The following is a 23,879-nucleotide window of genomic DNA, read 5'->3' as shown; positions in this document are numbered from 1 at the left end:
TAAGTTTGACCGCTATCATCCAACAAAAGGATGATTTACTTCTGTCGGTAAAGCTTTTTTCTCTTTTGGCTTTTCACTCCAAGAAAAATTTGTCCATATGCGCAGCAGCTTTTCCACCGGTCCAGTTTTAAATTTTTGCACGTACATATAACTGCCGATAAGCTGAATTCCGTAAATACCGATGCAGACAAAAATTCCTGAAATCGTGTCAAGCTTTCCGAAATAGCCTAAGCCATAGCCATAAAAAATCGTCGTGCATATAACCGTTTGCATTAAATAATTGCTAAGTGATATTATTCCTACGCTTTCAAAAGCCTTCATCAAAAATGACTTTTCACATTTCGCATATAGCCAAGCAAAGCCTGCAATATAACCAAGAGATAGAAGACTTCCCCCTAACATATGTGTAGAACCAGCCCAATTAGCATCCGGCCACAGGTACATAGTTCCTTTTAACAGCAAGCCAAGCGGAATCAGAGCGGCCGCCCAACGGCCATACTGTTTTTGATTAGCTGAAACGTCGTAAAACCACTTTTCCTTTCCTGCATACATACCAAATAAAAACAAAGCCCCCATTATAAATGGCGTAAACAAGAAGGCAAAAGCAAATTTATATCCTGCCATATTCATCGGATCAACATTGTTGCGGTGGTCTTTAATTTGTTCATAAGTTCCACTTCCATACACGTGAATCGTATCTTTTACATATGTCGTAAGCGTTTGTTTATCGCTAAGAAGATACATATTATCGTTTAATGAACCATAACCAGCTGCTCCCGTAAGAATCAGCAAAATCGATGCCCACACCAATAGTGTTTTGGCTTTACGATTTAAAAAGAAAAGTAGTAAAAATACTCCCATCATTCCGTAAAACGTAAGAATATCTCCTTCCCATAAAAACACTCCATGCAGTAGGCCCAACCCTAGAAGCAGAAGAAAACGGCGAAAGAAATGCCTTTTCACGCCTAGCTGCCTTCTTTCTAAGCTTTCTTTCATCTTTACCATTGAATAGCCAAATAAAAAGGTGAAAATCGGCATAAAACTTTCTTCTACCGCGACTTTTAAAAAGACATAGGCTGCTGAATCACTTGGTGATAGCGAGAAGAGATGAATCATATCCTTTCCGTAAATGCCATATTGAAAAATCAGCATATTCGCTAGTAAAATACCAAACAAGCTGAATCCTCTCATACTATCAATTACTTTAACCCGCCTAAAATCATTACTCATCCTTTTAACTCCTTTACTATGTGTCTGTGCATTTAGTATATGAAATGAAGTTTTCAAGAAAATAACCGGGAGATTATCTTTTCCTTAACATTTTCCAATTTTGTTAATCTTTTTGTAATGTTCTTATGCTAAAATCGAATACGTATGAAATGAAACAGAGGTGATTTATGTTGGAAGATGCGTCTATATTGCTAGTTGATGATGAAATTGCCATCGTCAAAATGCTGGAGACAGTATTAAAAAAAGAAGGATTCAACCAAATTTATAAAGCTCACACCGCTCAAGAAGCGCTGGATGTTTTACATAATCAAACAATTGATATTATTTTGTTGGACGTAATGCTTCCCGATCAAAGCGGATTTGATATCTGTCCTAAAATTCGTGAGCTCTCAAACGCGTATATTTTATTCATAACAGCCAAAGTATCCGACTTGGATGTACTAACGGGTTTCGCCATGGGAGGAGACGACTACGTAACTAAGCCGTTTAATCCTTTAGAAATTGCAGCACGAATTAAAGCACGACTGCGCAGAAAGCAAGCGCTGACTGAAGGAACTTCTATAAGAACGGAACCACAATCGTCAAATCGCTATGAGTTTGATCGTTTTACTGTAGATGAATCGGCAGGAGAACTCATTGTGGACGGTCAAACGGTTTCTTGCCCCGCACAAGTGTTTTTATTGCTTCTTCACTTTTGTAAAAATATGAATATTGTTCTTTCTAAATCACAGCTGCTTGAAGCCGTCTGGGGATATAATCAGTTTGTAGACGACAATACAGTAACCGTACATATTCGAAGAATTCGAGAACGAATTGAAGATAATCCTAGCAGTCCAAAGCATTTAGTTACGGTGCGCGGACTTGGATATAAATTAGTGAACGGCAAAGCGCTATGAAATCAATTAAAAGAAGGTTGACCTTTCATTTTTCGTTTCAGTTCATTATGACTTCTATTTGCATTTGCTGTGTTATTTTTTGTTGTTTTATATTTATAGCTGTATATCTTACGAATCAAGATATAAGAAGAGACTTTCCTACAGGATCTCTAAGCATGTTAACAACTGATACAGTTATTGAAAATGGAAAAGCTACTATACCAAAAGATTTAACGAAAGAAATTAAAAGTGAAAACTTATGGTATCAAGTAGTAAACAAAAAAGGAGATGTAATTGGAGAAGTCAATACTCCTAAGAATATCCCTAAACATTATACAATTAATCAACTTCTCGATATTGAAAAACAGAAAAAATTTCGAGACTATCATATCGTCACAGAACTGGACACGTTTCTTGTACAACCCACATACTACATACTAGGCTATAAAAATGAATTAAAAGACCAATTATACGATTTATATAAAAATTACAGCCAAGGTGGCCTTCCAATAACGGAAAAAGTACCTCAATTGGAAAAACAGTTATTAAGTAAGGATGCTTCTCTGCAAGTTATTAACAACCAAGGTAAAGTTGTCTCTACCTTTCGAATGCCCAAAACAAAACAGCATTATGAGCCTTTAGACATTATTTCCCGAAAAATTGAAAAAGATAAATATGAATCTACAGCTACAATTTTTCATGATTCAAAGAAAAATTATTCATGGATTTTCCATACCCCTAACAAACATCAAACTATTTCTGACTACTCAATTATTAAAAAACTAGTAATGGGCGCAGTTATTGTTACTGCTTCAGTTCTTTTAGCAACTATATCTATTTCAATCTGGAACGCTTTTCGCTACGGTGGCCCCTTACTTCTCTTCACCAGCTGGCTCGGGCGCATGGGAAGCGGAAACTATTCAGAAGTGCTAACAGAAAAAGAACGGAAGCGCGTCTTTCGGAAAAATGGAAAAGTACGTTTTCAATATCGTTTGTATTCAGAAGTCATAAACGCCTTTTATGAGATGGCAGAGCAGCTTAGCTTAGCTGAAAAAGAACGAAAGCAGTTAGAAACCACTCGCGAAGAATGGATGACTGGAATATCACATGATTTGCGAACACCCCTTTCGACGATTCAAGGATATGGGCACATGCTGGAAAGCGGCCATTACAATTGGAACGAAGATGAGCTAAAAGAAATTGGCCAAACGCTGCGTGACAAAAGTGAATACATGGTGGAGCTTGTGGAAGATTTTTCACTGGCCTTTAAGCTTAAAAATAACGTGGTTGTTTTAGAAACAAAAAAAGTGGACGTTCATCAATTGCTTCAGCATATTGTTTTAAAATTCGTTAACGATCGAACCATTAAAAATGTTCAATTCTCTTATGTACCCGTTCACCTTCAACCTTTTATTCAAGCTGACCCGCGCTGGTTTGAACGAATGGTTGATAATTTAATTTTTAATGCTATTAAACATAACCCTAAGAACACTCCCATTACGATTTCGACCGCGATAAAAAGTGACCGCGTCTTGATTACGATTCAAGATGATGGAATTGGAATGGATGAAGAAACGCAGAAAAATTTATTTGACCGCTATTACCGCGGCACAAATACAACCGAAAAAACAGAAGGTGCTGGACTTGGCATGAGCATCGCAAAAGCTATTTGTGAACTTCATAAAGGCCATATCGAAGTAAGATCTACTCTTCACGAAGGTACTGCCATTATCTTGCATATTCCTCTTTCAACCAATGAGCAGCCGGACTAACCTCCGGCTGTTTTTATACACCTCCAATCTCTCCGTGCTATAATGTACGCAACTATACATAGACACAAGGGGGAATTTTTGTTGAGTAAAGGCAGAATTTTAATTGTAGAAGATGAGCGCAAAATTGCTCGTTTAATTCAGCTCGAGCTTGAACATGAAGGGTACGAAACGGGCATGGCTTACACTGGAACAGAAGGATTGGCAGAGTTTCAAGAACACGATTGGGATTTGCTGCTTTTAGATGTGATGCTTCCTGAACTGAGCGGACTCGAAGTACTTCGTCGCATTCGAGCAAATGATGATCAAACGCCCGTTATCTTATTAACAGCTCGAGACGCCCTTCCTGATAAGGTAAGCGGACTAGATTTAGGAGCGAACGACTACATTACAAAGCCTTTTCAAATTGAAGAGCTTTTTGCACGCATTCGCGTATGGCTTCGCCATCCTGCATCAGCATCGCCTGCTGAAAAAGAAGCGGATACTCTGCAGCTAGGAACTTTAGTTGTTAACGAAAAAACGCGAGAAGTCACGCGTGAAAATGAAGCTATTGAGCTGACTCCTAAAGAATATGATTTGCTTGTCTATATGCTTCAAAACAACAATCAAGTGCTGAGCTTTGAACAGCTTCTTACAAACGTGTGGGGATTCGATTACTACGGAGACACCAATATTGTATACGTATACATTCGTTATCTGCGCAAAAAGATTGATGCACCATTTTCAACTCCTTACATTCAAACAGTGCGCGGCGTTGGCTACATGCTGAAGGAGTAGCTTATGAAACTACAAACAAAGATTATTCTTACATCAACTGCACTGCTTTTTATTTTACTAGTAATTGCAAACAGTTCGATTTACTTCATTTTCAAGAAGACCATGGAAGACAACGCAATTGAACGTTTGCAAGCAGAAACAAGCAATGTAACAAATGGGCTAAAGCAAACGAGTGCGACGGTTAAACAAGCCAATTTGCTTCGTGCCTATTTGCCTCCTAACGGGATGATTCGTATTTTACCTAAATCCGGCAGTCCTTTAGTTGTATCCGTTACGGATCAAACGAAAGAGCTTCAGGACTTACCTTATTCCTATTATTCAAATGAACAAACAAGCATCAAAGAAGATGACGGCCATCTATACGCGATTTCACACACCCCTGTCATTTGGACGAACGGTGAAGTTGTTTCTTTAGAAGTCACGGAACAACTGGCAGATGTGGAACAATCTCTGCAGACATTAAAATTTATCTTGCTCATTGCCTCTCTTGTTATATTAATTCCAACTATATTTGCTGGACGGCTTTTAAGTAAAATTATTTTGCGGCCTATCAAATCTCTTATTCATACTATGGAAGAAATTCAAGTGTCTCGCACATTCAAAAAAATTGACCTCTCTTCTCCTTCTAAAGATGAGTTAGATCAAATGGCCAACACCTTCAATAATATGATGGATTTATTAGAGGAAAACTATAAAAAACAAGAGCAGTTCGTATCCGATGCTTCTCATGAATTAAAAACACCCCTTACCGTTGTAGAAAGCTATGCCAATATGCTAAAACGCTGGGGAATGAAGCGGCCGGATATTTTAGAAGAAGCCATCGAAGCTATTCACTCTGAGTCGTTACGCATGAAACAGCTTACGTCTCAAATGCTTGTGCTTGCGAAAGATGAGTCGCAGTGGGAGCTTCATATGGAACACGTAGATGTGGCGGCCGTCTGTAACCAAACAATCAAGCATCTAGAACAAGCCTTTGAACGAACCATTTATTTAAATATAAAAACGGATCATCCCGTCTTAACAGCCGATGAAAAACGCTTAAAGCAGCTGCTGTACATCCTCTTAGATAATGCCATTAAATATAGTGAAAAAGCGGTAGAGGTAACCATAACAAGAAGCGAAAGCTTTATGATTACGGTCACAGATCAAGGAATTGGTATTCCAAAAGAAGACTTATCAAACGTGTATGAACGCTTTTTTCGCGTAGATAAAGCACGAAATCGAGAAACCGGTGGTTCTGGACTTGGATTATCCATTGCTCGAAAGATTGTAGAAGCTCATAGCGGGCGTATTGAGATTAACAGCCAAGAAGGAAAAGGGACATCAGTAACGGTTTCCTTTCCTCTTTGATTTCTCGCCTTTTCTTAGAGATTTTTAAGAATTGCCTGCTATACTACTTTTTAAGATACTGGAGGTGAATGTATGAAGAAAACGGTGCTTTTTATACTTGTTTTTCTTGCTGTTGGTTCAGCTTGCTTTTACGGAATAGCAAAAGCAGTGAATCGGCCTGATACAATTTTATCCGAATCTGACGTCAGTAGTATGATTCAGCAAAAATATGGCGGCACTATTGAAAATGCAAGCTTTTCTCAAAAAGATGATGAACCGATTTATCGAATCACTTTGCTTAAAGATGATATTCCATACCACATCACAGTAAATGGAGAAAATGGAGAAGTCCAGTCATTAATCAAACAAAAAGTAGAGAAACAAACGTCTACTCAAACTAAAAATAATACAGAAGAAGAGCAAAAAAAGAGCGAGCAACCACCAGTTTCTCCTACATCCGACGAGCCTCTCATTTCAATGGAACAAGCAAGAGACATTGCTTTACAAAAAGTAAAAGGAACGTTTTCTTCAGTTGAAATAGAAGAGGAAGAAGGCCAAACCTTCTACGAAGTCGAAATTGATCAGTCTAAAACAAGAGAAGCTAAAGTGATGATAAATGCTTACTCCGGACATGTAGATTCCATCACCTATGAAAATGACGATGATTAAAAGTACAGCGGAAAGCTGTGCTTTTTCTTATCCATTTTTATTTATTTCTAAGAAAATTTTAAACTTCTTCTTCTTTTCCTTTAAAGTTCATTGGCTAAGATAGTCTTAACAACAAATCGAGGAGGCCATAACATATGAAAGTTATTACAACCGTTTTAGCCAGTGTAGTACTAGTCGGTGGATTAGGTGTAAGCGCGTATGCAATGAAAGACCAGTCCAAAAGCAATGATAAGAAACAAACCACAACGATTGAAGAAGCAAAGGCAAAAGACATTGCCCTTCAAAAAACAGATGGCGGCGACATTACAAATATCCAATTAGCCGTAGATGACGGCGTTAAACAATATGAAGTAGACATCACAAAAGGTAATAAAGAATACGATGTAGAAATTGACAGCAGCAGCGGTAAAATCATTGAATTTGATGAAGAGCAAAAAGACGATGAAGATGAGAAAGAAGAGGAACTTCAAAACGTTTCCCCTGCTATTTCATTAGATCAAGCGATAAAAACAGCTTTAAAGAGTGCTAAAGGAACCGTCAATGAAACGGATCTAGACCAAGAAAACAACCGTTTAGTATATGAAATTGAAATTGACACAGCCGATAAACGTGAAGCAACTGTTTCAGTAGATGCCAAAAACGGCGGTGTGATCAGTGTAGAAATAGATGATTAATAGAAAAAGCACACTCCAAAAGGAGCGTGCTTCTTTTTTTATACCGCTAATTTAATAACCGTTAATACAATACCAATCAAGAATCCGCATAGAGCTCCGTTCACTCGAATCCACTGCAAATCTTTTCCGACATTGTTTTCCATCATATCCACAAGTGTTTCATCATCTAATTTATCTAAGTTTTCTTGAACAAGCTGTCCAATTTTCGAATGATTCTCGTCTACAAAGCTCATGATTTGCTTTTGAATAGCCGTATCAATTGCTTCTTGACGCTGTGCATCCTCTTCAAGAGCATTCAGCCAGCTCTCTACGTAAGGAACGGCGTAGCTTTTCATAAATTCAGGGCTTTCAATGAATGCTGTCACTTTCGCTTTCATTTTATCGACGATTTCTGTTAATTTATTCGTTACATTTAATTCATTAATCGTTTTTTGTTTCCATGCTTCTAATTTTTCAAGAAGTTCTTCATTCTGCTCCAAGCCTTGCAGCTCTTTTCTAATTCCATTTACCAAAGTAAGGCGGTATTCATCATCTTCGTTACGAAGACGCCCTGTAATAGAAAGCAATAAATTTTGCAAAATAGACCCTAGCTTCTCTTCATTAATCATGCTTTGAAATGATTTGAGAGCAAATTGTAAAATACCATCAAGCTCAATATTATCAAGCGCATTTTTAGCAATACTTCCGAGCTGATACTGCGTTTCTTCTTTTTTAATCCAGCTCTCTCCTTTATTTAAAAGAACATCAAGCGCTTTTTCATCATACTGATTTTTTACCACTTCTCCAACAATCGAATGCACAATAGGCTTTAACTCTATTGCTGAAAGCGATGACTTGAGCTCTTTTTCAATAATAGGAACGACTTTCTCTGTATCCACACGATTAATCGCATCAACAAGCAGTGCTGTTCCTTTTTGTTGAATTGTTTCCGAATGAACACCTTTTCGAACAATCGGAAGCAAACGCTTTGTAAACGCAATTCTTTTTACTTTTTCTTGAATACTTTCTTTTGACAGCCAGTCGTTTTCAAGCGTTGAGACTAGCCCTCTTGTAATACTCTGTCTGTTTTTAGGAAGCAGCGCAGTGTGTGGAATAGGAATGCCTAAAGGGTGACGAAAAAGAGCCGTAACGGCAAACCAATCCGCTAATCCGCCGACTAATCCAGCTTCGAACCCACCTTGAAGCAACCGACCCCAAATTGAATCACCAAAAGGCATAGTGGCAACGAAGCCCACTCCCATAATCGCCAAAGAAATCACGGCTAAGTGCTTTGATTTCTTCTTTGGGTTTGTTGTAAATACATTATTTGATTCCATTGTAGTCCTCATCCTTTATTTATTTAACTAAACATTTCATCTAGAAATATGTAACGTGATACAGAAATTTCCGCAAAAAAAAGAAAGACAAGCTTTTACCCTCGTCTTTCTAGTATATTGCCTTTTTGCTATACTTCAAACTTTTTTTCTTTTCGACTTTTATTAATAAATGAAAAAATGAGGAGTACGACCAAGATAACCGCACATACGCTGGATCCAATCACATTGTTTTTATTAAACATAAATGATACAAAAATAACAAGCAGTGCTGCTGTTGCAAAGAGCGTTGTATAAGGAAACCACTTTAATGCGAAAAACGGCTTTTCTTTATACCCTTTACGCAGCTTTAATTGAGCTAAACAAATGCTTACCCAAATAAGAATAATCGTGAAGCCCGGAATGGTCATTAAATAACTAATTACATTATCCGGTGTTTTATAAGCTAAAAACACACCCATTAAAATACAAACAGCCGTAATCATTAAACCATTAATCGGAATACCGTTTTTTGAAACTTTCAAGAAGCGCTTAGATGCTTCTCCGCTTTGAGCCATAGCATAGAGCGTACGCGAAGTTGCATACATCCCTGAATTCGCTGCTGATAAAACGGCCGTTAATAAAACGAAGTTCATAATATGAGCCGCACCCGGCAGTCCGGTGATACTAAACACTTGCACAAATGGACTGTCTTGTCCTGATACAGAATTCCAGGGCATAAGGCCGCAAATAATTAAAATAGGCAAAATATAAAAGCCAATCACTCGCCATACTGTGCCTTTGATCACTTTCGGTAACACGTTTTTCACATCTTTTGTTTCCGTTACGGCCACACCAATTAATTCAGCTCCGCCGTAAGAGAACATCACAATTAAAAAGGCACTCAGCACACCGCTCATGCCGTGAGGGAAAAAGCCTCCATGAGCCGTATAATTTGCCCAGGGGTTTTGCACATCACTTGGAATCACACCGAATAAAATGAAAGCTCCCAAAATGATAAAAGCAGTAAGAGCAATTACTTTAATACCGGCAAACCAAAACTCAATTTCTCCGTAATACTTCACTTGAAATAAATTCATCCCTACAATCAGCACTGCACAGAGAAAGCTTAAGAGCCAAAGAGGTACAGAAGGGAACCAAAACTTCAAAAAGCTTCCTCCCGCAAGCAGTTCAACAACTGTCACGACAATCCAGTTCACCCAGTACAGCCACCCTACAATAAAAGAGGTTTGCGTACCGAATGCCTTATGCACTAAATTTTGTACGTTCATATTCGGATAGACAATTGCCATCTCCGCCAATGCTGTCATTACAATAAATAAGATAAGACCGCCAAGTAAATACGCCAGTACAACACTTGGTCCTGCAATACCTAGCGTATCAGCACTACCTTTAAAAATGCCTGTCCCAATCATACCGGCAAGCGCAATGAGCTGCACATGACGAGGCAACAGACCTTTTTTTAAATTTTGATCTTGTTTTTCCATGATGCCCGTCCCTTCTGTTCATTTTACGTGTTAGTTTAACCAAATCACTTCTTGCGCAAAAACCCCTACCGGATATTCAGTAGGGGGTGAACCAACACTGTTTTTCTTCTCTATGATGAATGAAAATGATCTGATTTTACCACTGTTACTTTAGTCATTTTATGCGTTGAATTAATACATTGTCAATGTTATTTATTTTCCAAAAATAAAGTCAAAAGAGTATCTACACCCTTTTGACTTCTAGTCTTCTTGCAATGATGGATAAAGCATAGTTTACAATAAAATACATCATCGCGATGATCAAAAACATTGGGACCACATAACTTTGTTTCTGTCCGTAAATGATTTGAGCGTTATGCAGCAAATCAGGAAGTGCGATCACTACTGCAAGCGACGTATCTTTTAATAAGGAAATAAATTGACTAACTAAAGGAGGTACCATTCTCCGCAAAGCTTGGGGCAGCACAACGAAACGAAGCGTTTGATAATAGTTTAAACCTGATGAACGCGCCGCTTCGATTTGTCCTTTTTCAATTGATTTTAATCCGCTTCGGATAATCTCTGAAATCATAGCAGATTCAAATACAGTGAGGGCCACAATCGCTGCTGACGTAATTTCCATATCAATTCCGATTTCAGGTAAAGCAAAGTATGTAAAAAAGATAATTAAAAGCAGCGGCAAATTCCGGATAATTTCTACGATAAAAGCGAGTACACGAGACAGAACTGGAATGCGGGCATACCTTAAAATACCTACTATACTTCCAATAAGAAAACTTAGCACAATCGAAATGAATGCTACTTTTAAAGTGACCCAAAATCCTTCCATTAAGAAGGAAAGGTGATCAGGAGAATAAGCACCCATAAAATCCATCACTTTCACTCCTTTCAGCTTGTTTTACCAAGACGTTTCTCAAGATAACCAACTCCTATGCTCAACGGAATGGTTAGAACTAAATAGAACAGAGCCACAAAAATATACACATCAAACACTACGTAAGTTTGAGAGGAAACAAGATCCGCCTGATACATTAAATCAAAACCAGCAACAATCCCTAACACGGATGAGTTTTTTACTAAATTAATAAATTGATTCCCAAGAGGAGGAATGACGATTTTAATGGCTTGAGGCAATATAATGAATCGCATCGCCTGACCGTACGTAAGGCCGGATGAACGTGCCGCTTCAAGCTGCCCTTTTGGAACTGCCATAATTCCTGCTCGTATAGCTTCGGCGATAAAAGCTGCCGTATAAATAGTTAGTCCCAGCACTCCGGCTGCTGTACCGCTGATTCCTGCCACGATAAAAATAAAAAAGACGATAACCACAAGTGGAATATTTCGAATGAACTCTACATAGACCGTACCAATTACATTTACTATTTTGAGAGGGGCTATTCGCATTACCGCAATGATTATACCAAGTACAAAACTGGCCACTAAAGCGATCAGACTGGCGATAATGGTGTACTTAAAACCTTCTAAATAAAGATCCACATTGTTCGTCAGAATTGAAAAATCCAACAATTTTCTTCCTCCTTTCAACTAAACAAGCAGGATGAGCATAATGCTGCTCATCCTGAGAAAAGAAAACTGTACGCTTATTGTTTGATCCACTTGTCGTGAATTTCATCATATTTTCCAGAGTCTTTTATCTTTTTAAGCGCATCGTTTAATGCATCTACCAGCTCTTTGTTTCCTTTTTTCACAGCAATGCCATAAGGCTCTTCTGTGAACGGCTTTCCTACCAATTCATAAGAAGGATCTTCATCAGCCATTCCATAAAGAATAGCATCATCAGTTGTTAAAGCATCTCCTTGCTTAGATTTTAAAGCTGTAAATGCTTCTGCATAGTTTTCAAACTCTAATACCGTTGTCTCTGGTGCTTTTTCGCGAATATTAATAGCTGAAGTTGATCCTTTAACAGCCAACACTTTAGTACCTTTCTTCAAATCATTAACGCTTTTAATTTTACTGACTTTTTTCACGAGCAGAGACTGTCCAGCTTGGAAATATACATCCGTAAAGTCTACTTCTTTTTTACGTTCATCTGTAATAGTCATTGTTGCAACAACAGCATCAATATCTCCTTTTTGAAGAAGAGGAACCCTTGTTTTGGACGTAACTTCTTTAAATTCTACCTTGTTTTCATCGCCTAAAATCTCTTTAGCCAGCTGCTTAGAAATATCAACATCAAAACCTTCTACTTCACCCGTCTTTGGATTCTTTAAGCCAAACAAACGCGTATCATTTTTAACTCCGATTACGATTTTCCCTCGGTCTTTGATTTCAGTGAGCGCATCTTTTTTAGCTGATGACCCACTCGTTTCTTCACTTTTCCCTCCACAAGCCGCTAACATCATAGCCGCTGCTAATGAAAGCACAGCTGCCTTTAAAAACGTTTTTGATTTCTTCATATTACTCCCCCTATTAAACAATTAATGATTTAAAATACGGCTAAGAAATAAACGTGCCCTTTCTTCTTGCGGGTTTTCGTAAAACTCAGCCGGAGTTGCCTCTTCTAAGATTTTTCCTTGATCCATAAATACAATGCGGTCCGCTACTTCTTTTGCAAACCCCATTTCATGAGTTACAACTACCATGGTCATTCCTTCTTTAGCCAATGTTTTCATGACATCCAGCACTTCTCCAATCATTTCTGGATCAAGAGCAGAGGTAGGCTCATCAAAAAGCATAATTTCTGGCTTCATCGCGAGTCCCCTCGCAATAGCTACACGCTGCTGCTGGCCGCCTGACAGCTGGGACGGGTAGGCGTTAGCTTTTTCACCAATTCCGACTTTATCTAAATAGTATAGGGCTGTCTTCTTAGCTTCTTCTGACGACTGTCCCAATACTTTCATAGGTGCTAAAGTGATATTTTCTAAAACCGTTTTATGCGGATATAAATAAAAATGCTGAAACACCATACCTATATTGCGACGCAGTTTATTAATATTTGTTTTTTTATCCGCGACCAATATATTATTTACCGTTAACTGTCCGTTAGATATTGTTTCTAAATAATTTATGCATCGCAACATCGTGCTTTTACCTGAACCCGAAGGTCCAATTACGACGACAACTTCACCTTTTTCAATTGTTAAATTGATATCTTTTAATACGTGAAAATCACCGTAATATTTATTTACTCCGTCAAAAACAATCATTTTCCCCCTCCTAATTTGCGAACAACAATAAATATTTAAATTTTTAAAATATTTAAAATATGTTAAAAATTATATTCTTACCCTTAAAGCAAAGTCAACAGTTGACAAATTATCTCTTTTTTGTAATCAAAATGAACTATCTTCAAATAAAATATGCTAGAAAAATAAAAGGCTTTGTTGGCATTTGCTGATATGTAAGCATACGTTCGCTAGGCTGAAGGTACTTGTATAAGCTTAATCAATAGATTATATTAGTTAACGCATATCTTTATACGAATTGTCTTTCATTTTTAGGGGGCATTTCTCTCTAATCACCCCTCTTTCTAATTATCCGTCTATATTTTTATTATATTAATATATATAATTCCCTTAACGGTAAATTAATAAAAAAAGAAATTACAAGCTTCTATTCGCGTTAGAGGTTCTGACATAGATATAGTGAAATTGTATTATCCCTCTAAAAAAACACACGCTTTATTAGCGTGTGTGGTTTTTTATATTTTCCGGACTCATTTGAAAATGCGGATAGTCTTTAAACCCTTGCCAATCTCCTCCCCATTCGAATCCTAAATTTTTTGCGATATCTACAACCTCCATCCAATCAGACTGATTGTTATTATTACCGTCATATTCCATGTCCCAAATAACTCGTCCGTCTTTTAACTGAATAGCAAAATCAATAGCTAGTCCATAGTTATGATAAGACTGGCCGCCCTTTGAATAGGTAACAATATTGCCTTCTTCCGTCCTGCCTTTTGCATAAAGCTTATCTTGTTCTTCTTTTGAACGAAAACCTTCCGTAATGACAATCGAGATTCCTTGGTCACTTGCTTGTTGAACAAGTTTATTTTTCTTTTCTTCTACGACAGGATGCAACTCAGTTGCTCCTGAAAAATCTTCTAGCGTTGGACCTGGCTTTAACTCATCGCGAAACAAAAATACCAGGCTTACCGCTATCGTAACTATCAAAGCTATTACCAATTTTTTAAGAACGTTCATCTATATAAAGTCTCCATTCTTTTTTGCTGTTGTTTAGATAAAATCATATCGAATTTCATTTTGTTATCCAATAAAAGAGCTGTATAGTTCAACAAACGTCTATATTTTTTCGTTTTTTATCTATTTTCACCATTTTTTAACTATTGGTGGTTACATTAAAAATTGTGGACAGCTCTGTACCACACCCCTATAACTTTTAAGGAGTGACAACAGCATGAAAAAGAAACTATTCGGTTATATCATGGCAAGCGGTTTAACACTAGGAGTTATGGCCGCTGCAAACTCCACGGCATTTGCAGCAAGCAAAGATGAAACAAGCTCTTCAACAGTTGTAGAGCGAACAAATGGCAGTACAACAAATACGGATGACGCAACACAACAAAAAGTTGATGATATTATGAAAAAAACACAGGAAAAATTACAAAAACTCGGCGTAAACTTGCCTCAGCACAAAGACGGCCCCTTCAACAATCTAGATGCGGCTACGAAGAAAAAAACGAAAGCTATTATGGATCAGTTCCGCGACGGCACGCTTACTAAGGAGCAAGCGGAAGCCAAATTAAAGGAACTTGGCGTGAATTTCCCTGAACATAGAGGCGGTCCTTTTAACAATTTAGATGCGGCTACAAAGAAAAAAGCGAAAGCTATTATGGATCAGTTTCGCGACGGCACGCTGACTAAAGAACAAGCGGAAGCCAAATTAAAAGAACTTGGCGTGAATTTTCCTGAACATAGAGGCGGTCCTTTTAACAATTTAGATGCGGCTACAAAGAAAAAAGCGAAAGCTATTATGGATCAGTTTCGCGACGGCACGCTGACTAAAGAACAAGCGGAAGCCAAATTAAAAGAACTTGGCGTGAATTTTCCTGCTAAAAAGAAAGATTTTCTAAGCGGGTTAGATGCTGAAACAAAAGCGAAAGCTGAAACCATTTTGGAAAATGCAAAAAAAGAAATTCAAAAGCTTGGCGTTACAATGCCGTTTGAAAATCACGAGCACAAAGCTCAATAACTAAAAAAGCTACTTGGCTGTTGAAAGCCAAGTAGCTTTTTTATGATGCAGTTTTCCTTCTCACTAACGTCATGTACACACCTAATGCTAATAAATCACAGACCATAATCACAATGCCCATCGGCAGAGCATTTTGCCCTCCTCCAAGACCAACAAGAGGAGCTACGGCTGCTCCGAGCAAGAACGGAAGCAACCCTAGAAGCGCTGAAGCACTTCCCGCGTTCGAAGCTTGATTTTCCATAGCCAGTGAAAAAACGGTTGTGTTCACAATTCCTACGCTCGATACTACAAAGAAAAGCAAGATGCAGACCAAAATAACGGTCATGTGAGTAGCAATCACGGCCACTAAAAGCACGCTTCCAACGGCTGCTTGAAGTAATCCATACATAAGAAGAGTAGCTTCTTTTATTTTACCCGCTAAACGTCCTGTCACTTGAGTAGCTATAATTAGTCCAAAACCGTTAATAGCAAAAACAAAGCTGAACATCTGCGGAGACAGGCCATAAATGTCTTGAAGGACAAATGTAGAACCTGAAATATAAGCAAACATGGCACTCATAATAAAACCTTGCGCCAGCGCATATCCCACAAAGACACCATCTTTTAGCAATACGCCAAATGTACGCAGTACTTCTGTTAATCCACCTTCTTTACGGCGTTCGAGCGGAAGCGTTTCTTTTAAACCAAATAAAACGGCAAAAAACATTAGTGCACCAATCACTGCTAACACACCAAATACTCCTCGCCACGACATAATCGTCAGCAGCTGTCCACCAGCAACCGGAGCTAAAATAGGAGCTAAGCCATTTACAAGCATAAGCATGGAGAAAAACTTTGTTAAATCCGAACCTGAAAACAAGTCTCGCACGCTCGCTCTTGAAATAACCATTCCTGCTGCTCCTGCCATACCTTGAATAAATCGCAAAACGATAAAAATCCAAATAGACGGTGCAAACACGCATAAAACAGATGCAACTGCATAGGTGATTAATGCTGCTACAAGCGGCTTTTTCCTGCCGCGAATATCACTGAATGGCCCCATGACCACTTGCCCAAATGCTAAGCCCAATAAGCAAGCTGTCAGACTGACCTGCGCTAAAGAAGCTGAAGTATGCAATTCTTTCGCAAGAGTCGGCAGCGCTGGCAAATACATATCGATTGATAACGGTCCAAATGCGCTCAGTGAACCCAAGATTAAAATAAATAAAATTCGATTTCCTCGGCTTAAAGACATTCCATGGGAAATACTTTGCTGATTCATCTATTATTGTCTCTCCCTTCAGCAGTTTTACAATAGTCTCATCTTAAACCCTCCAGCTACTGGATAGTCAAGACGTAATTCGAATTTGAATTTCCGTCAGCCGCTCTTCTTCATGATGAGAAATAAATGAATCTACAATTCGCCGAATTAAAAAAGGACCTTCTGCTTTGTATCCTTCCGCTTTAATAAAGTTCAGTAACGCATCGTAATAGACTCCTGTGGTATCTCTCTTTTCTCTCATATAAATAGATGCGTAATCGCCTTCAGGTATTAACGTAACGAGTTCATGCTTAAAAGAAACATCGCTTTCGACCAATAAAAAAATGCCATCGTAATCTGTAAATTGTTGTTTTTTCGTGTTTTCTACCGATAGCATAAATCCTACTTTCCCAATCATAATCGGGGTAATATGACTAATTTTCTTTTTTAAATCACGGAGAACGCTTTCCGTCCCATCTAACGTACCTACCTCTGCTTTTACTTGAACAACTTCACGAGAAGAAAGGTGTTTGATAAACGGAGCTCCTATTTGGTTAATATGTCTCGTCTGTTCTAATTCCTTCATTCGAGTTGTTAACTGCGCATTCACTCTTTGAAGGTGACGAATTTTTTCTTTTGTTACCTGCTGATATTCTGCTAAGGTTTCAATAAATTCATCCAAGCTGCTGTGCTCCATCTTTCTTTTAATTTCTTTTAACGGAACTCCCATCAGCTTTAAATAGACAATGATATCTAATTTCTTAAATTGTTCTAACGTATAATAACGATAACCAGTTTGTGGATCAACTTCGTAAGGCTCGAACAAGCCAATTTCATCATAATAGCGAAGTGTTTTAACCGGAATATTATGCAGTCTGGCCATTTGCCCAATCGAAAATTTGTTTTGCACTATAAGTTCACCTTCTTTATGTAAAGTTGCTTGCACTTAAAGCAAGCAACACCGTAATTCTCATCATTTATTTAGTTCTTGTACAAGCTCTTCCACAATAAGATGTGCAGGCAGTTCTTTTGCCAGCGTAAATCCAGTTCCTGCCCACAAAGAAGTGTACTCTGGATTATTCATTTGTGTAGCTTTTGTTCGAATAGGCTTTGTCATGTAATGAATATGAGGGTAGGCGGATAGTGCTGATTTATCATAGGAAATAAAAAAGGCATTCACAAATCCTCTAGCACGTTTCCCTGTAAAAGCTCGTGTGACACCTGTTTCATTAAAACGCTTTTGAAGAATGCTTTCTTTATGAAGAGCGCTCGCTCCGCTTTCTGGACAACAAATAAAAGCCGTACCTAACTGGGCAGCAGAAGCCCCTTCTTGTAACACACGTTTTATGTCAGACCCCGTCATCAACCCTCCCGCAGCAATCAATGGCTTTTTAGTGATTGAGCGAACTTCTTTCAGCAACTTCATAAGCGGGTAATCCACCGAACCCTCTAAAAAAGTAGATCGATGACCGCCGGCTTCAATTCCTTGCAAACATAGCGCATCTGCTCCTGCTCTCAAAGCCACTTCGGCTTCTTGAGGCGTTGTAATCGTAACGAAAACACGGCTTCCATTTTCTTTTAATCGTTCTATAATCTCTCGATCTGGACATCCAAATGTAAAGCTCACAGCAGATATCTGATGTTTTTGAATGATGTCGAGCTTAACACTCCATTCATCATCATCATTCTTTGGTATACCAACTTGACACTCCAAATATTCAGCTGCTTTTGACAGTTCTTTTTGATAACAATCAAGTGCATCAACTGCTACTTTTTCATTTGTCGGAACAAACAGATTCACTCCAAAAGGTTTTTTCGTAAGTGAGTGCGTCTCTATAATTTCCTGCTCCAATTCACGCGCGCTTTTATATCCCGCAGCTAAAAACCCCAGCCCTCCGCTATTAGATACTGCTGCAGCTAGTTTAGGCGTCGAAATTCCTCCCGCCATGGGAGCTTGTACAATTGGATACTCACATATATTTTCCACACTTATCACCTCAGCCTTTCATGCGTTCTCTCTTTATTCTACTATAATCCCAGAAAAAAAAGCCCTTCAAAAGGGCTTTTCTTCCATATATAGATTATGCTCGTTTCAAAAATTGGGATCATAAATCACGCTAAGAAGCTCGCACTACCTGACTATTCGTTCAAAGGTTCACCTATGCGGATGGCGCTAACCCCGCAAGGGGAGTGACAGCCGCTTAGGTTTAGACAATAAAGCATAATCGTTCTTTGATTATGCTTTATTGTCTACATCGATTACTTATAATGGAGGAACTTTACGCACACAGCTTCTGGAACCGTAACGTTAGATTGAAGAAGCGTTAGCTTTCCACTTTCTTGGTCTCTTTCAAACAGTACCAAGTTTCCTGTTTCTTGATTAGACGCTACAATAAATTGTTCCGTTGGATCCAAAACAAAATCGCGCGGCCAGTCGCCTTCAGTGCCCGTCCATTCTACGAATGTTAACTGTCCAGAATCCTGATCTACTTTGAATGTTGCAATCGAGTTATGTCCGCGGTTTCCTGCATAGACAAAGCGGCCATCTGAAGAAATGTGGATCGCACTCCCTTGATTATTTTCTGTAAAATCAGCCGGGATCGCTAAAGTAGCTTGTTGTTGAGTAAAGCTTCCTTTGCTTTCGTCATAAGTTAAAAATAAAACTTCAGAGCTGAATTCTGTCATTGCATACGCATAGCGGCCATTTGGATGGAACGTTAAATGTCTAGGGCCCGAACCAACAGATGTAGAAAGACTGTTGACTTCCTTCAATTTATTCTCTTCCACTTCATATGTCACGATTTCATCAATACCTAAGTCCACAACGGCCACGTGCTTTTCTCCAGGAGTAAAATCGGCATAGTGTACGTGTGGTTTTCCTTGTTGTCCTTTTTTGAAATCTGAATGAGGATGTTCCACTACGGATGCTACATATTCAATTTCTCCTGTTTCTTCATTAACAGAATACGTCTCAACGCTCCCTTTATGAAAATTAGCAGATAAAACAAGCGTATTATCTTCATTCACTGAAACATAGCAAGGAGGCGCCCCGTCTAGCAGCTGTTTGTTTACAAACTTTAGTTGCCCTGTGTTTGGGTCAATCTTAAAAGCAGCTACTCCGCCTTTTTCTCCTTCTTTAATAACTGTATAAAGATGTTCGTTGTCTTTGCTTGCATTTAAGTATGTAGGATTTTCAATTTTAGCCACGGCTTTTACTTCTACAATCTTTTTAGCCTTCGTATCTAACGTAAATGTATAGACACCTTCACTGCCTGCTTTTGTATATGTACCTGCAAATCCAATAAATTTTCCATGTTCACTCATTTTCCTATACCCCTCCTAAAGAATTGTTTTGTTTCATTTATTTTACTATATCATACCGCATTTGTTATAGAGAATGCTCCAATTCAACGTTCATTTATCAGTTTTCCCTACATGCCTATCGTCAAACCCTTCCTTTTTAAGCCTGCATCTTGCATTTTCCTACCATTGGGCGTTATGATTAAGGATGATTTTATATCGCCCCATAGCAGACGGCTTCTGTATTTCTTGGATTTTCAAATAAAGAAGAATGAACTGATGAATAGTCGACTTTCATCGCTATAACCGCTGCTCAACTTTTTTCGTAAAGTTACATCAAAAAAGGAGTGAACAACAATGATCACATTAAAAAGTGAACGCGAAATTAATTTAATGCACGAAGCAGGTAAATTATTAGCTTCTTGTCATAAAGAAATCGCTAAAATGATCAAACCAGGCATAACAACAATGCAAATTGATAAATTTGTTGAAGAATATTTAGCAAAGCACGGGGCAACGCCGGAACAAAAAGGATACAAAGGATATCAATATGCAACGTGCGCTTCTTTAAATGATGAAATTTGCCACGGTTTTCCCACAACTAAACCATTAAAAGACGGTGATATCGTAACCATCGATATGGTTGTAAATTTAAACGGAGGCTTAGCAGATTCCGCATGGACTCATACCGTTGGAGACATTTCAGACGAAGCACAGCTTCTAGTAGATGTTACATACGAAGCGCTTTTAAAAGGAATTGAGCAAGCACAGCCAGGAAATCGCACAGGTGACATTGGCCACGCTATTCAAAGCTATGTAGAAGGCGAAAAATTCTCTGTGGTACGCGACTTCACAGGACACGGAATTGGAAATACCATGCACGAAGCGCCTACAATTCTTCACTACGGAAAAGCTGGCAAAGGTACACGTTTAAAAGAAGGTATGGTTATTACAATTGAGCCAATGGTAAACGCTGGTACATGGCATTCTAAAATGGATAAAAACGGTTGGACGGCTCGTACAACAGACGGTAAATTATCCGCTCAATTTGAACATACGCTTGCGATTACGAAAAACGGTCCTCTTATTTTAACAGCACATTAAAAAAACAGCCCTTTTGAGGCTGTTTTCTTAATTTAGAGGAAATTTAATAACAAAAACTGTGCCGCGGGAAGAAGTAGATAATAATTTAATCTGTCCTCCGTGGCTTTCTAGAATACGCTGAGCAATTGGCAGACCAAGACCTGTTCCGCTATCTTTTGAAGTGGAAAACGGCTGGTACAGAGACTGCTGCATATGCAAAGGAATTCCTTTTCCAGTATCTTCAATGTATAGACAGTAGCTATCTTCATGAACCTGCGAGTAGATTGTAATGACTCCTTCTCCATCCATGGCTTCCATACTGTTTCGAATTAGATTATGAAGAACTTGTTTGATTTGTTTTTCATCTACTTTTAATATATACGGCTGCAGTTTCACATCGAAGATAAGCTTATCTTTTTCTGTAAATTTGCTTGAGTGAGTAATCAAAGGCAATAGCTCATTAATAATCTCCTGCATGCTGACTTTTTTCATCACTGGAGCCCCTGGTTTTGATAACAACAGCATTTCTTCAATGATGTAGTTAATCCTCTCTAGCTCTTTCATAAGCAGAGGCAGGTAAAAACGCTTTTTCTCCTCATCAGAAAGAGACTGATTCATAAGAGATATAAATCCATGAATCACGGCAAGAGGATTACGAATCTCATGAGCGGCTCCGGCTGCCACTTCTCCAACTAGAGCGAGTTTCTCAGACTGATGCATTCGCTTTTCTAATTCTTCAGTATCGGATATATCAATGAAATAAAAAATTCTTCCGATGCTTTCGTTCTGCTCGTTAAACAGCTGGGTTTGAGAGGCTAAAAAGCAATAGCACGTCTCTTTCGTTCCAAAAAATACTTTTTTATTTTCATGAATTTCTCCCGAATTCAACATGCTCCAAAATTCAGTATTATATTCAGGACATTCCTCCATATACCTGCAAATATCCTTTTCTTCGAGATCTAAAAACTGCTTTGCTGAGGTATTGGCAAATATACTATTTGTCTCATCTTCCATTGTAATAATTCCAACAGGCAGTGAATTTAAGATCTGCTGGCGATACACTTTATCTTTGATGATTTTCCAAAATGAATCTTCTAAACTAACCGACATTTGATTGATAGAAGCCGAAAGCTGCTTCAGCTCGATTTGCTTTGTGTCTTGAAGAACAAGACCGTATTCTCCGTCTGCAATGTCATTCACTTTTTCAATCATTTGTTCAATTGGTTTCGTAAGGCTCGCACTCATACGATAAGAAACATAAAGAGAAGCCACAATAGCACTTACTGTTAAAATTAATAGTAAAATTAATGAATCTTTAATAATGACAGACAGTGTATCTGATAGTGTATCAAGTGAATCAACCGTCTCTTCTTTTGAACTATTAATGTCTTTTTTTATCTGATGCAAATCCGGCAAATAATTTTCCTTAAGATACTCTTTTGCTCCCTCTATATCTCCATACTTCAGCAGTCCTTGTACGTTATTGGAAATCTTAAAATCCAGCAGCTCAATTTTTTCCTTCAGTGGAATCAACGATTTTGGCACAGGCTGCTTATATCTTTCATTATTTTCGATAACTCGTGTATCATATGATTGATATTCTTCTATCAAGGAGACAGTGGGGTTCTTTAGATTATTTTTCACAATGTATTCTTTTATGTTCAGCTGCTCTTCCCAATAAGAAAGCCACACCATTTGAGGAACATCTTCATCTTTAATTTCGTTGCTTACATGATTCATTTTATCAACGGCATGCACTAAAACTAAAGAGAACCCGCTTAACATGAATGTAATCAAAAGAAGAATCGTTAATATTTGGCTACGGAATGACATGTTGCGAAATAATTGATTCATAATCATCTCTTTCTTTTTCATAGTTACTTCGGCTGTGTAGACATTCTAACTTTCGAATATAAAATTTGTTTTTCCCGTTTACTGTACATCGGTCCAAAAGACGCTAGTTTATAAACACCGTCCCTGGCGTCAAGTCTAACTTCTCCAGTTGGAAGACCTGTTTTACTGAAATAGTCTTTCATAATCACGTTGTAAGCTTGAGGAACATCATTGATCACACTGGTTAAAATAACAGACCTACCCATGTACGCCTGATCATCTAAATATCCTATTACGTACATTCCTTGTGCTTTCGCTTCTTGAATAACTTCTTGATTATACGAATTTCCTTTAGCATAGATGATATCGACGCCTTCATCTTTTAACTCACGGAGCAGCTTTACTGCTTTTATCCCATCGTCTCGGCTGTTTACAACACGATAATAAAAAGCAATCGATGGATTATACGCTTTGATTCCTTGTTCAAATCCTAGATTCTTTTCTTTGGCAAATGTATCAATTAATCCAATTTTTTTCGTTTGTGTCTTCATGGCAGCTGCCGTGCCTGCCAAATACTCTATTTTTGTTTGATCAAATGTATATACAGTTTGGTTTTTATAACTTGAAGTACCGTGAATGGTGACGAAATGAACATGAGGATACTTAGGAGCGAGTTCTGTAAAAACGGTAGAAAATTCTCTTCCATGTCCAATTACGACTTTTGTTCCATTTTGAATAACTTTTTCAGCTGCTTCCTTCATTTTTTGGTTCGTATTTACTTCGCTAATAACTTGAGCGGAAACAGGATACTGCTGCTCGATGTTGATTTTCCCTTTATAAGCTAGACTGCCCCAGCTTTGATCTGTCAGTACATCAGAGGTGAGAATTGCAACGCTTGTGTTTTCTACTTTTTTTGTCGTTTGCTGACTTATAATCCCTTGTGTTTTCGAAATAATAATAATTAAAAACGCAGCCACAACAATCAGGGCAAGCAATAAAATCAGCCTTAACTGTCTTGATCGTTGCATAGACCTTCTCCTTTTTGTTTAGCATACTTTCATTATATAAAAAAAGCATCTAAAAAGACTACATCTTTAACGAAATTCCAACTTTTTTCGACATTTC

At 38.2% G+C, this 23,879-nt stretch carries 22 protein-coding genes; 8 read left to right on the top strand and 14 right to left on the bottom strand.

The features are described 5' to 3' along the window. Positions 1-15: 15 nt before the first annotated feature. Positions 16-1,230 carry a DUF418 domain-containing protein gene (locus Q5794_RS01645; protein WP_374988617.1) on the bottom strand — a complete coding sequence of 405 codons (1,215 nt, stop codon included), beginning with the start codon at positions 1,228-1,230 and terminating at the stop codon, positions 16-18. Between the two features lie 170 nt (positions 1,231-1,400). Between Q5794_RS01645 and Q5794_RS01640 the strand changes: the two genes are divergently transcribed. From Q5794_RS01640 to Q5794_RS01615, 6 genes are all read left to right on the top strand, one after another. Beyond that, positions 1,401-2,126: a response regulator transcription factor gene (locus Q5794_RS01640; protein WP_057245292.1), complete on the top strand. Its 726-nt coding sequence runs from the start codon at positions 1,401-1,403 to the stop codon at positions 2,124-2,126. Positions 2,127-2,281: 155 nt separating this feature from the next. After that, the gene (locus tag Q5794_RS01635) at positions 2,282-3,877 is read left to right on the top strand and encodes a sensor histidine kinase (protein WP_374988616.1); all 1,596 of its coding nucleotides are present in this window, start codon (positions 2,282-2,284) and stop codon (positions 3,875-3,877) included. 42 nt (positions 3,878-3,919) lie between these two features. After that, positions 3,920-4,651, top strand: coding sequence for a response regulator transcription factor (locus Q5794_RS01630; protein WP_374988615.1), 732 nt, complete (start codon positions 3,920-3,922; stop codon positions 4,649-4,651). A 3-nt stretch (positions 4,652-4,654) separates the two neighbouring features. After that, the gene (locus Q5794_RS01625) at positions 4,655-6,001 is read left to right on the top strand and encodes a HAMP domain-containing sensor histidine kinase (protein ID WP_164796894.1); all 1,347 of its coding nucleotides are present in this window, start codon (positions 4,655-4,657) and stop codon (positions 5,999-6,001) included. A 72-nt stretch (positions 6,002-6,073) separates the two neighbouring features. Then, a complete protein-coding gene (locus tag Q5794_RS01620; protein ID WP_374988614.1) occupies positions 6,074-6,649 on the top strand; it encodes a PepSY domain-containing protein in 576 nt (191 codons plus the stop codon). Positions 6,650-6,783: 134 nt separating this feature from the next. Further along, a complete protein-coding gene (locus Q5794_RS01615) occupies positions 6,784-7,323 on the top strand; it encodes a PepSY domain-containing protein (protein WP_374988613.1) in 540 nt (179 codons plus the stop codon). A 38-nt stretch (positions 7,324-7,361) separates the two neighbouring features. Here the strand turns inward: Q5794_RS01615 and Q5794_RS01610 are convergent, their stop codons facing one another. From Q5794_RS01610 to Q5794_RS01580, 7 genes are all read right to left on the bottom strand, one after another. Beyond that, entirely contained in the window at positions 7,362-8,639 is a 1,278-nt protein-coding gene (locus tag Q5794_RS01610) for a DUF445 domain-containing protein (RefSeq protein ID WP_374988612.1), read from the bottom strand. A gap of 128 nt (positions 8,640-8,767) precedes the next feature. Next, positions 8,768-10,123 carry an amino acid permease gene (locus tag Q5794_RS01605; protein ID WP_374988611.1) on the bottom strand — a complete coding sequence of 452 codons (1,356 nt, stop codon included), beginning with the start codon at positions 10,121-10,123 and terminating at the stop codon, positions 8,768-8,770. A gap of 223 nt (positions 10,124-10,346) precedes the next feature. After that, positions 10,347-10,997 (bottom strand): amino acid ABC transporter permease, encoded by a 651-nt coding sequence (locus Q5794_RS01600; protein WP_192997810.1) that lies wholly within the window; start codon positions 10,995-10,997, stop codon positions 10,347-10,349. A gap of 14 nt (positions 10,998-11,011) precedes the next feature. Next, a complete protein-coding gene (locus Q5794_RS01595) occupies positions 11,012-11,650 on the bottom strand; it encodes an amino acid ABC transporter permease (RefSeq protein ID WP_374988610.1) in 639 nt (212 codons plus the stop codon). Positions 11,651-11,724: 74 nt separating this feature from the next. Further along, a complete protein-coding gene (locus Q5794_RS01590) occupies positions 11,725-12,540 on the bottom strand; it encodes a transporter substrate-binding domain-containing protein (protein WP_374988609.1) in 816 nt (271 codons plus the stop codon). Positions 12,541-12,561: 21 nt separating this feature from the next. Continuing rightward, a complete protein-coding gene (locus tag Q5794_RS01585; protein ID WP_013055072.1) occupies positions 12,562-13,290 on the bottom strand; it encodes an amino acid ABC transporter ATP-binding protein in 729 nt (242 codons plus the stop codon). Positions 13,291-13,767: 477 nt separating this feature from the next. Then, on the bottom strand, positions 13,768-14,289 hold the full coding sequence (locus tag Q5794_RS01580; protein WP_374988608.1) for a M15 family metallopeptidase: 522 nt from the start codon (positions 14,287-14,289) through the stop codon (positions 13,768-13,770). 214 nt (positions 14,290-14,503) lie between these two features. Between Q5794_RS01580 and Q5794_RS01575 the strand changes: the two genes are divergently transcribed. Further along, the gene (locus Q5794_RS01575) at positions 14,504-15,298 is read left to right on the top strand and encodes a hypothetical protein (RefSeq protein WP_374988607.1); all 795 of its coding nucleotides are present in this window, start codon (positions 14,504-14,506) and stop codon (positions 15,296-15,298) included. 40 nt (positions 15,299-15,338) lie between these two features. Here the strand turns inward: Q5794_RS01575 and Q5794_RS01570 are convergent, their stop codons facing one another. From Q5794_RS01570 to Q5794_RS01555, 4 genes are all read right to left on the bottom strand, one after another. Beyond that, on the bottom strand, positions 15,339-16,559 hold the full coding sequence (locus Q5794_RS01570) for a multidrug effflux MFS transporter (RefSeq protein ID WP_374988606.1): 1,221 nt from the start codon (positions 16,557-16,559) through the stop codon (positions 15,339-15,341). A gap of 67 nt (positions 16,560-16,626) precedes the next feature. Beyond that, positions 16,627-17,448 carry a MerR family transcriptional regulator gene (locus Q5794_RS01565; protein ID WP_193426956.1) on the bottom strand — a complete coding sequence of 274 codons (822 nt, stop codon included), beginning with the start codon at positions 17,446-17,448 and terminating at the stop codon, positions 16,627-16,629. Between the two features lie 63 nt (positions 17,449-17,511). Next, entirely contained in the window at positions 17,512-18,525 is a 1,014-nt protein-coding gene (locus tag Q5794_RS01560; RefSeq protein ID WP_214987526.1) for a nitronate monooxygenase family protein, read from the bottom strand. Between the two features lie 272 nt (positions 18,526-18,797). Then, on the bottom strand, positions 18,798-19,862 hold the full coding sequence (locus Q5794_RS01555; RefSeq protein ID WP_214987527.1) for a lactonase family protein: 1,065 nt from the start codon (positions 19,860-19,862) through the stop codon (positions 18,798-18,800). A 333-nt stretch (positions 19,863-20,195) separates the two neighbouring features. Here Q5794_RS01555 and map point away from each other — a divergent pair, with 333 nt between their 5' ends. After that, entirely contained in the window at positions 20,196-20,942 is a 747-nt protein-coding gene (gene map, locus Q5794_RS01550; protein ID WP_374988605.1) for a type I methionyl aminopeptidase, read from the top strand. 27 nt (positions 20,943-20,969) lie between these two features. On the opposite strand, the gene Q5794_RS01545 is transcribed toward map, so the two are convergent. Both Q5794_RS01545 and Q5794_RS01540 read right to left on the bottom strand, forming a co-directional pair. Beyond that, positions 20,970-22,775: an ATP-binding protein gene (locus tag Q5794_RS01545; RefSeq protein ID WP_214987528.1), complete on the bottom strand. Its 1,806-nt coding sequence runs from the start codon at positions 22,773-22,775 to the stop codon at positions 20,970-20,972. A gap of 23 nt (positions 22,776-22,798) precedes the next feature. Beyond that, positions 22,799-23,782: a BMP family ABC transporter substrate-binding protein gene (locus Q5794_RS01540; protein WP_374988604.1), complete on the bottom strand. Its 984-nt coding sequence runs from the start codon at positions 23,780-23,782 to the stop codon at positions 22,799-22,801. Between the last annotated feature and the right edge of the window lie 97 nt (positions 23,783-23,879).

It is taken from the genome of Priestia megaterium (assembly GCF_041941685.1).
In the GTDB taxonomy this organism is placed as follows: Bacteria; Bacillota; Bacilli; order Bacillales; family Bacillaceae_H; genus Priestia; species Priestia megaterium_C.
This window is presented reverse-complemented; position numbering and strand designations above follow the sequence as displayed.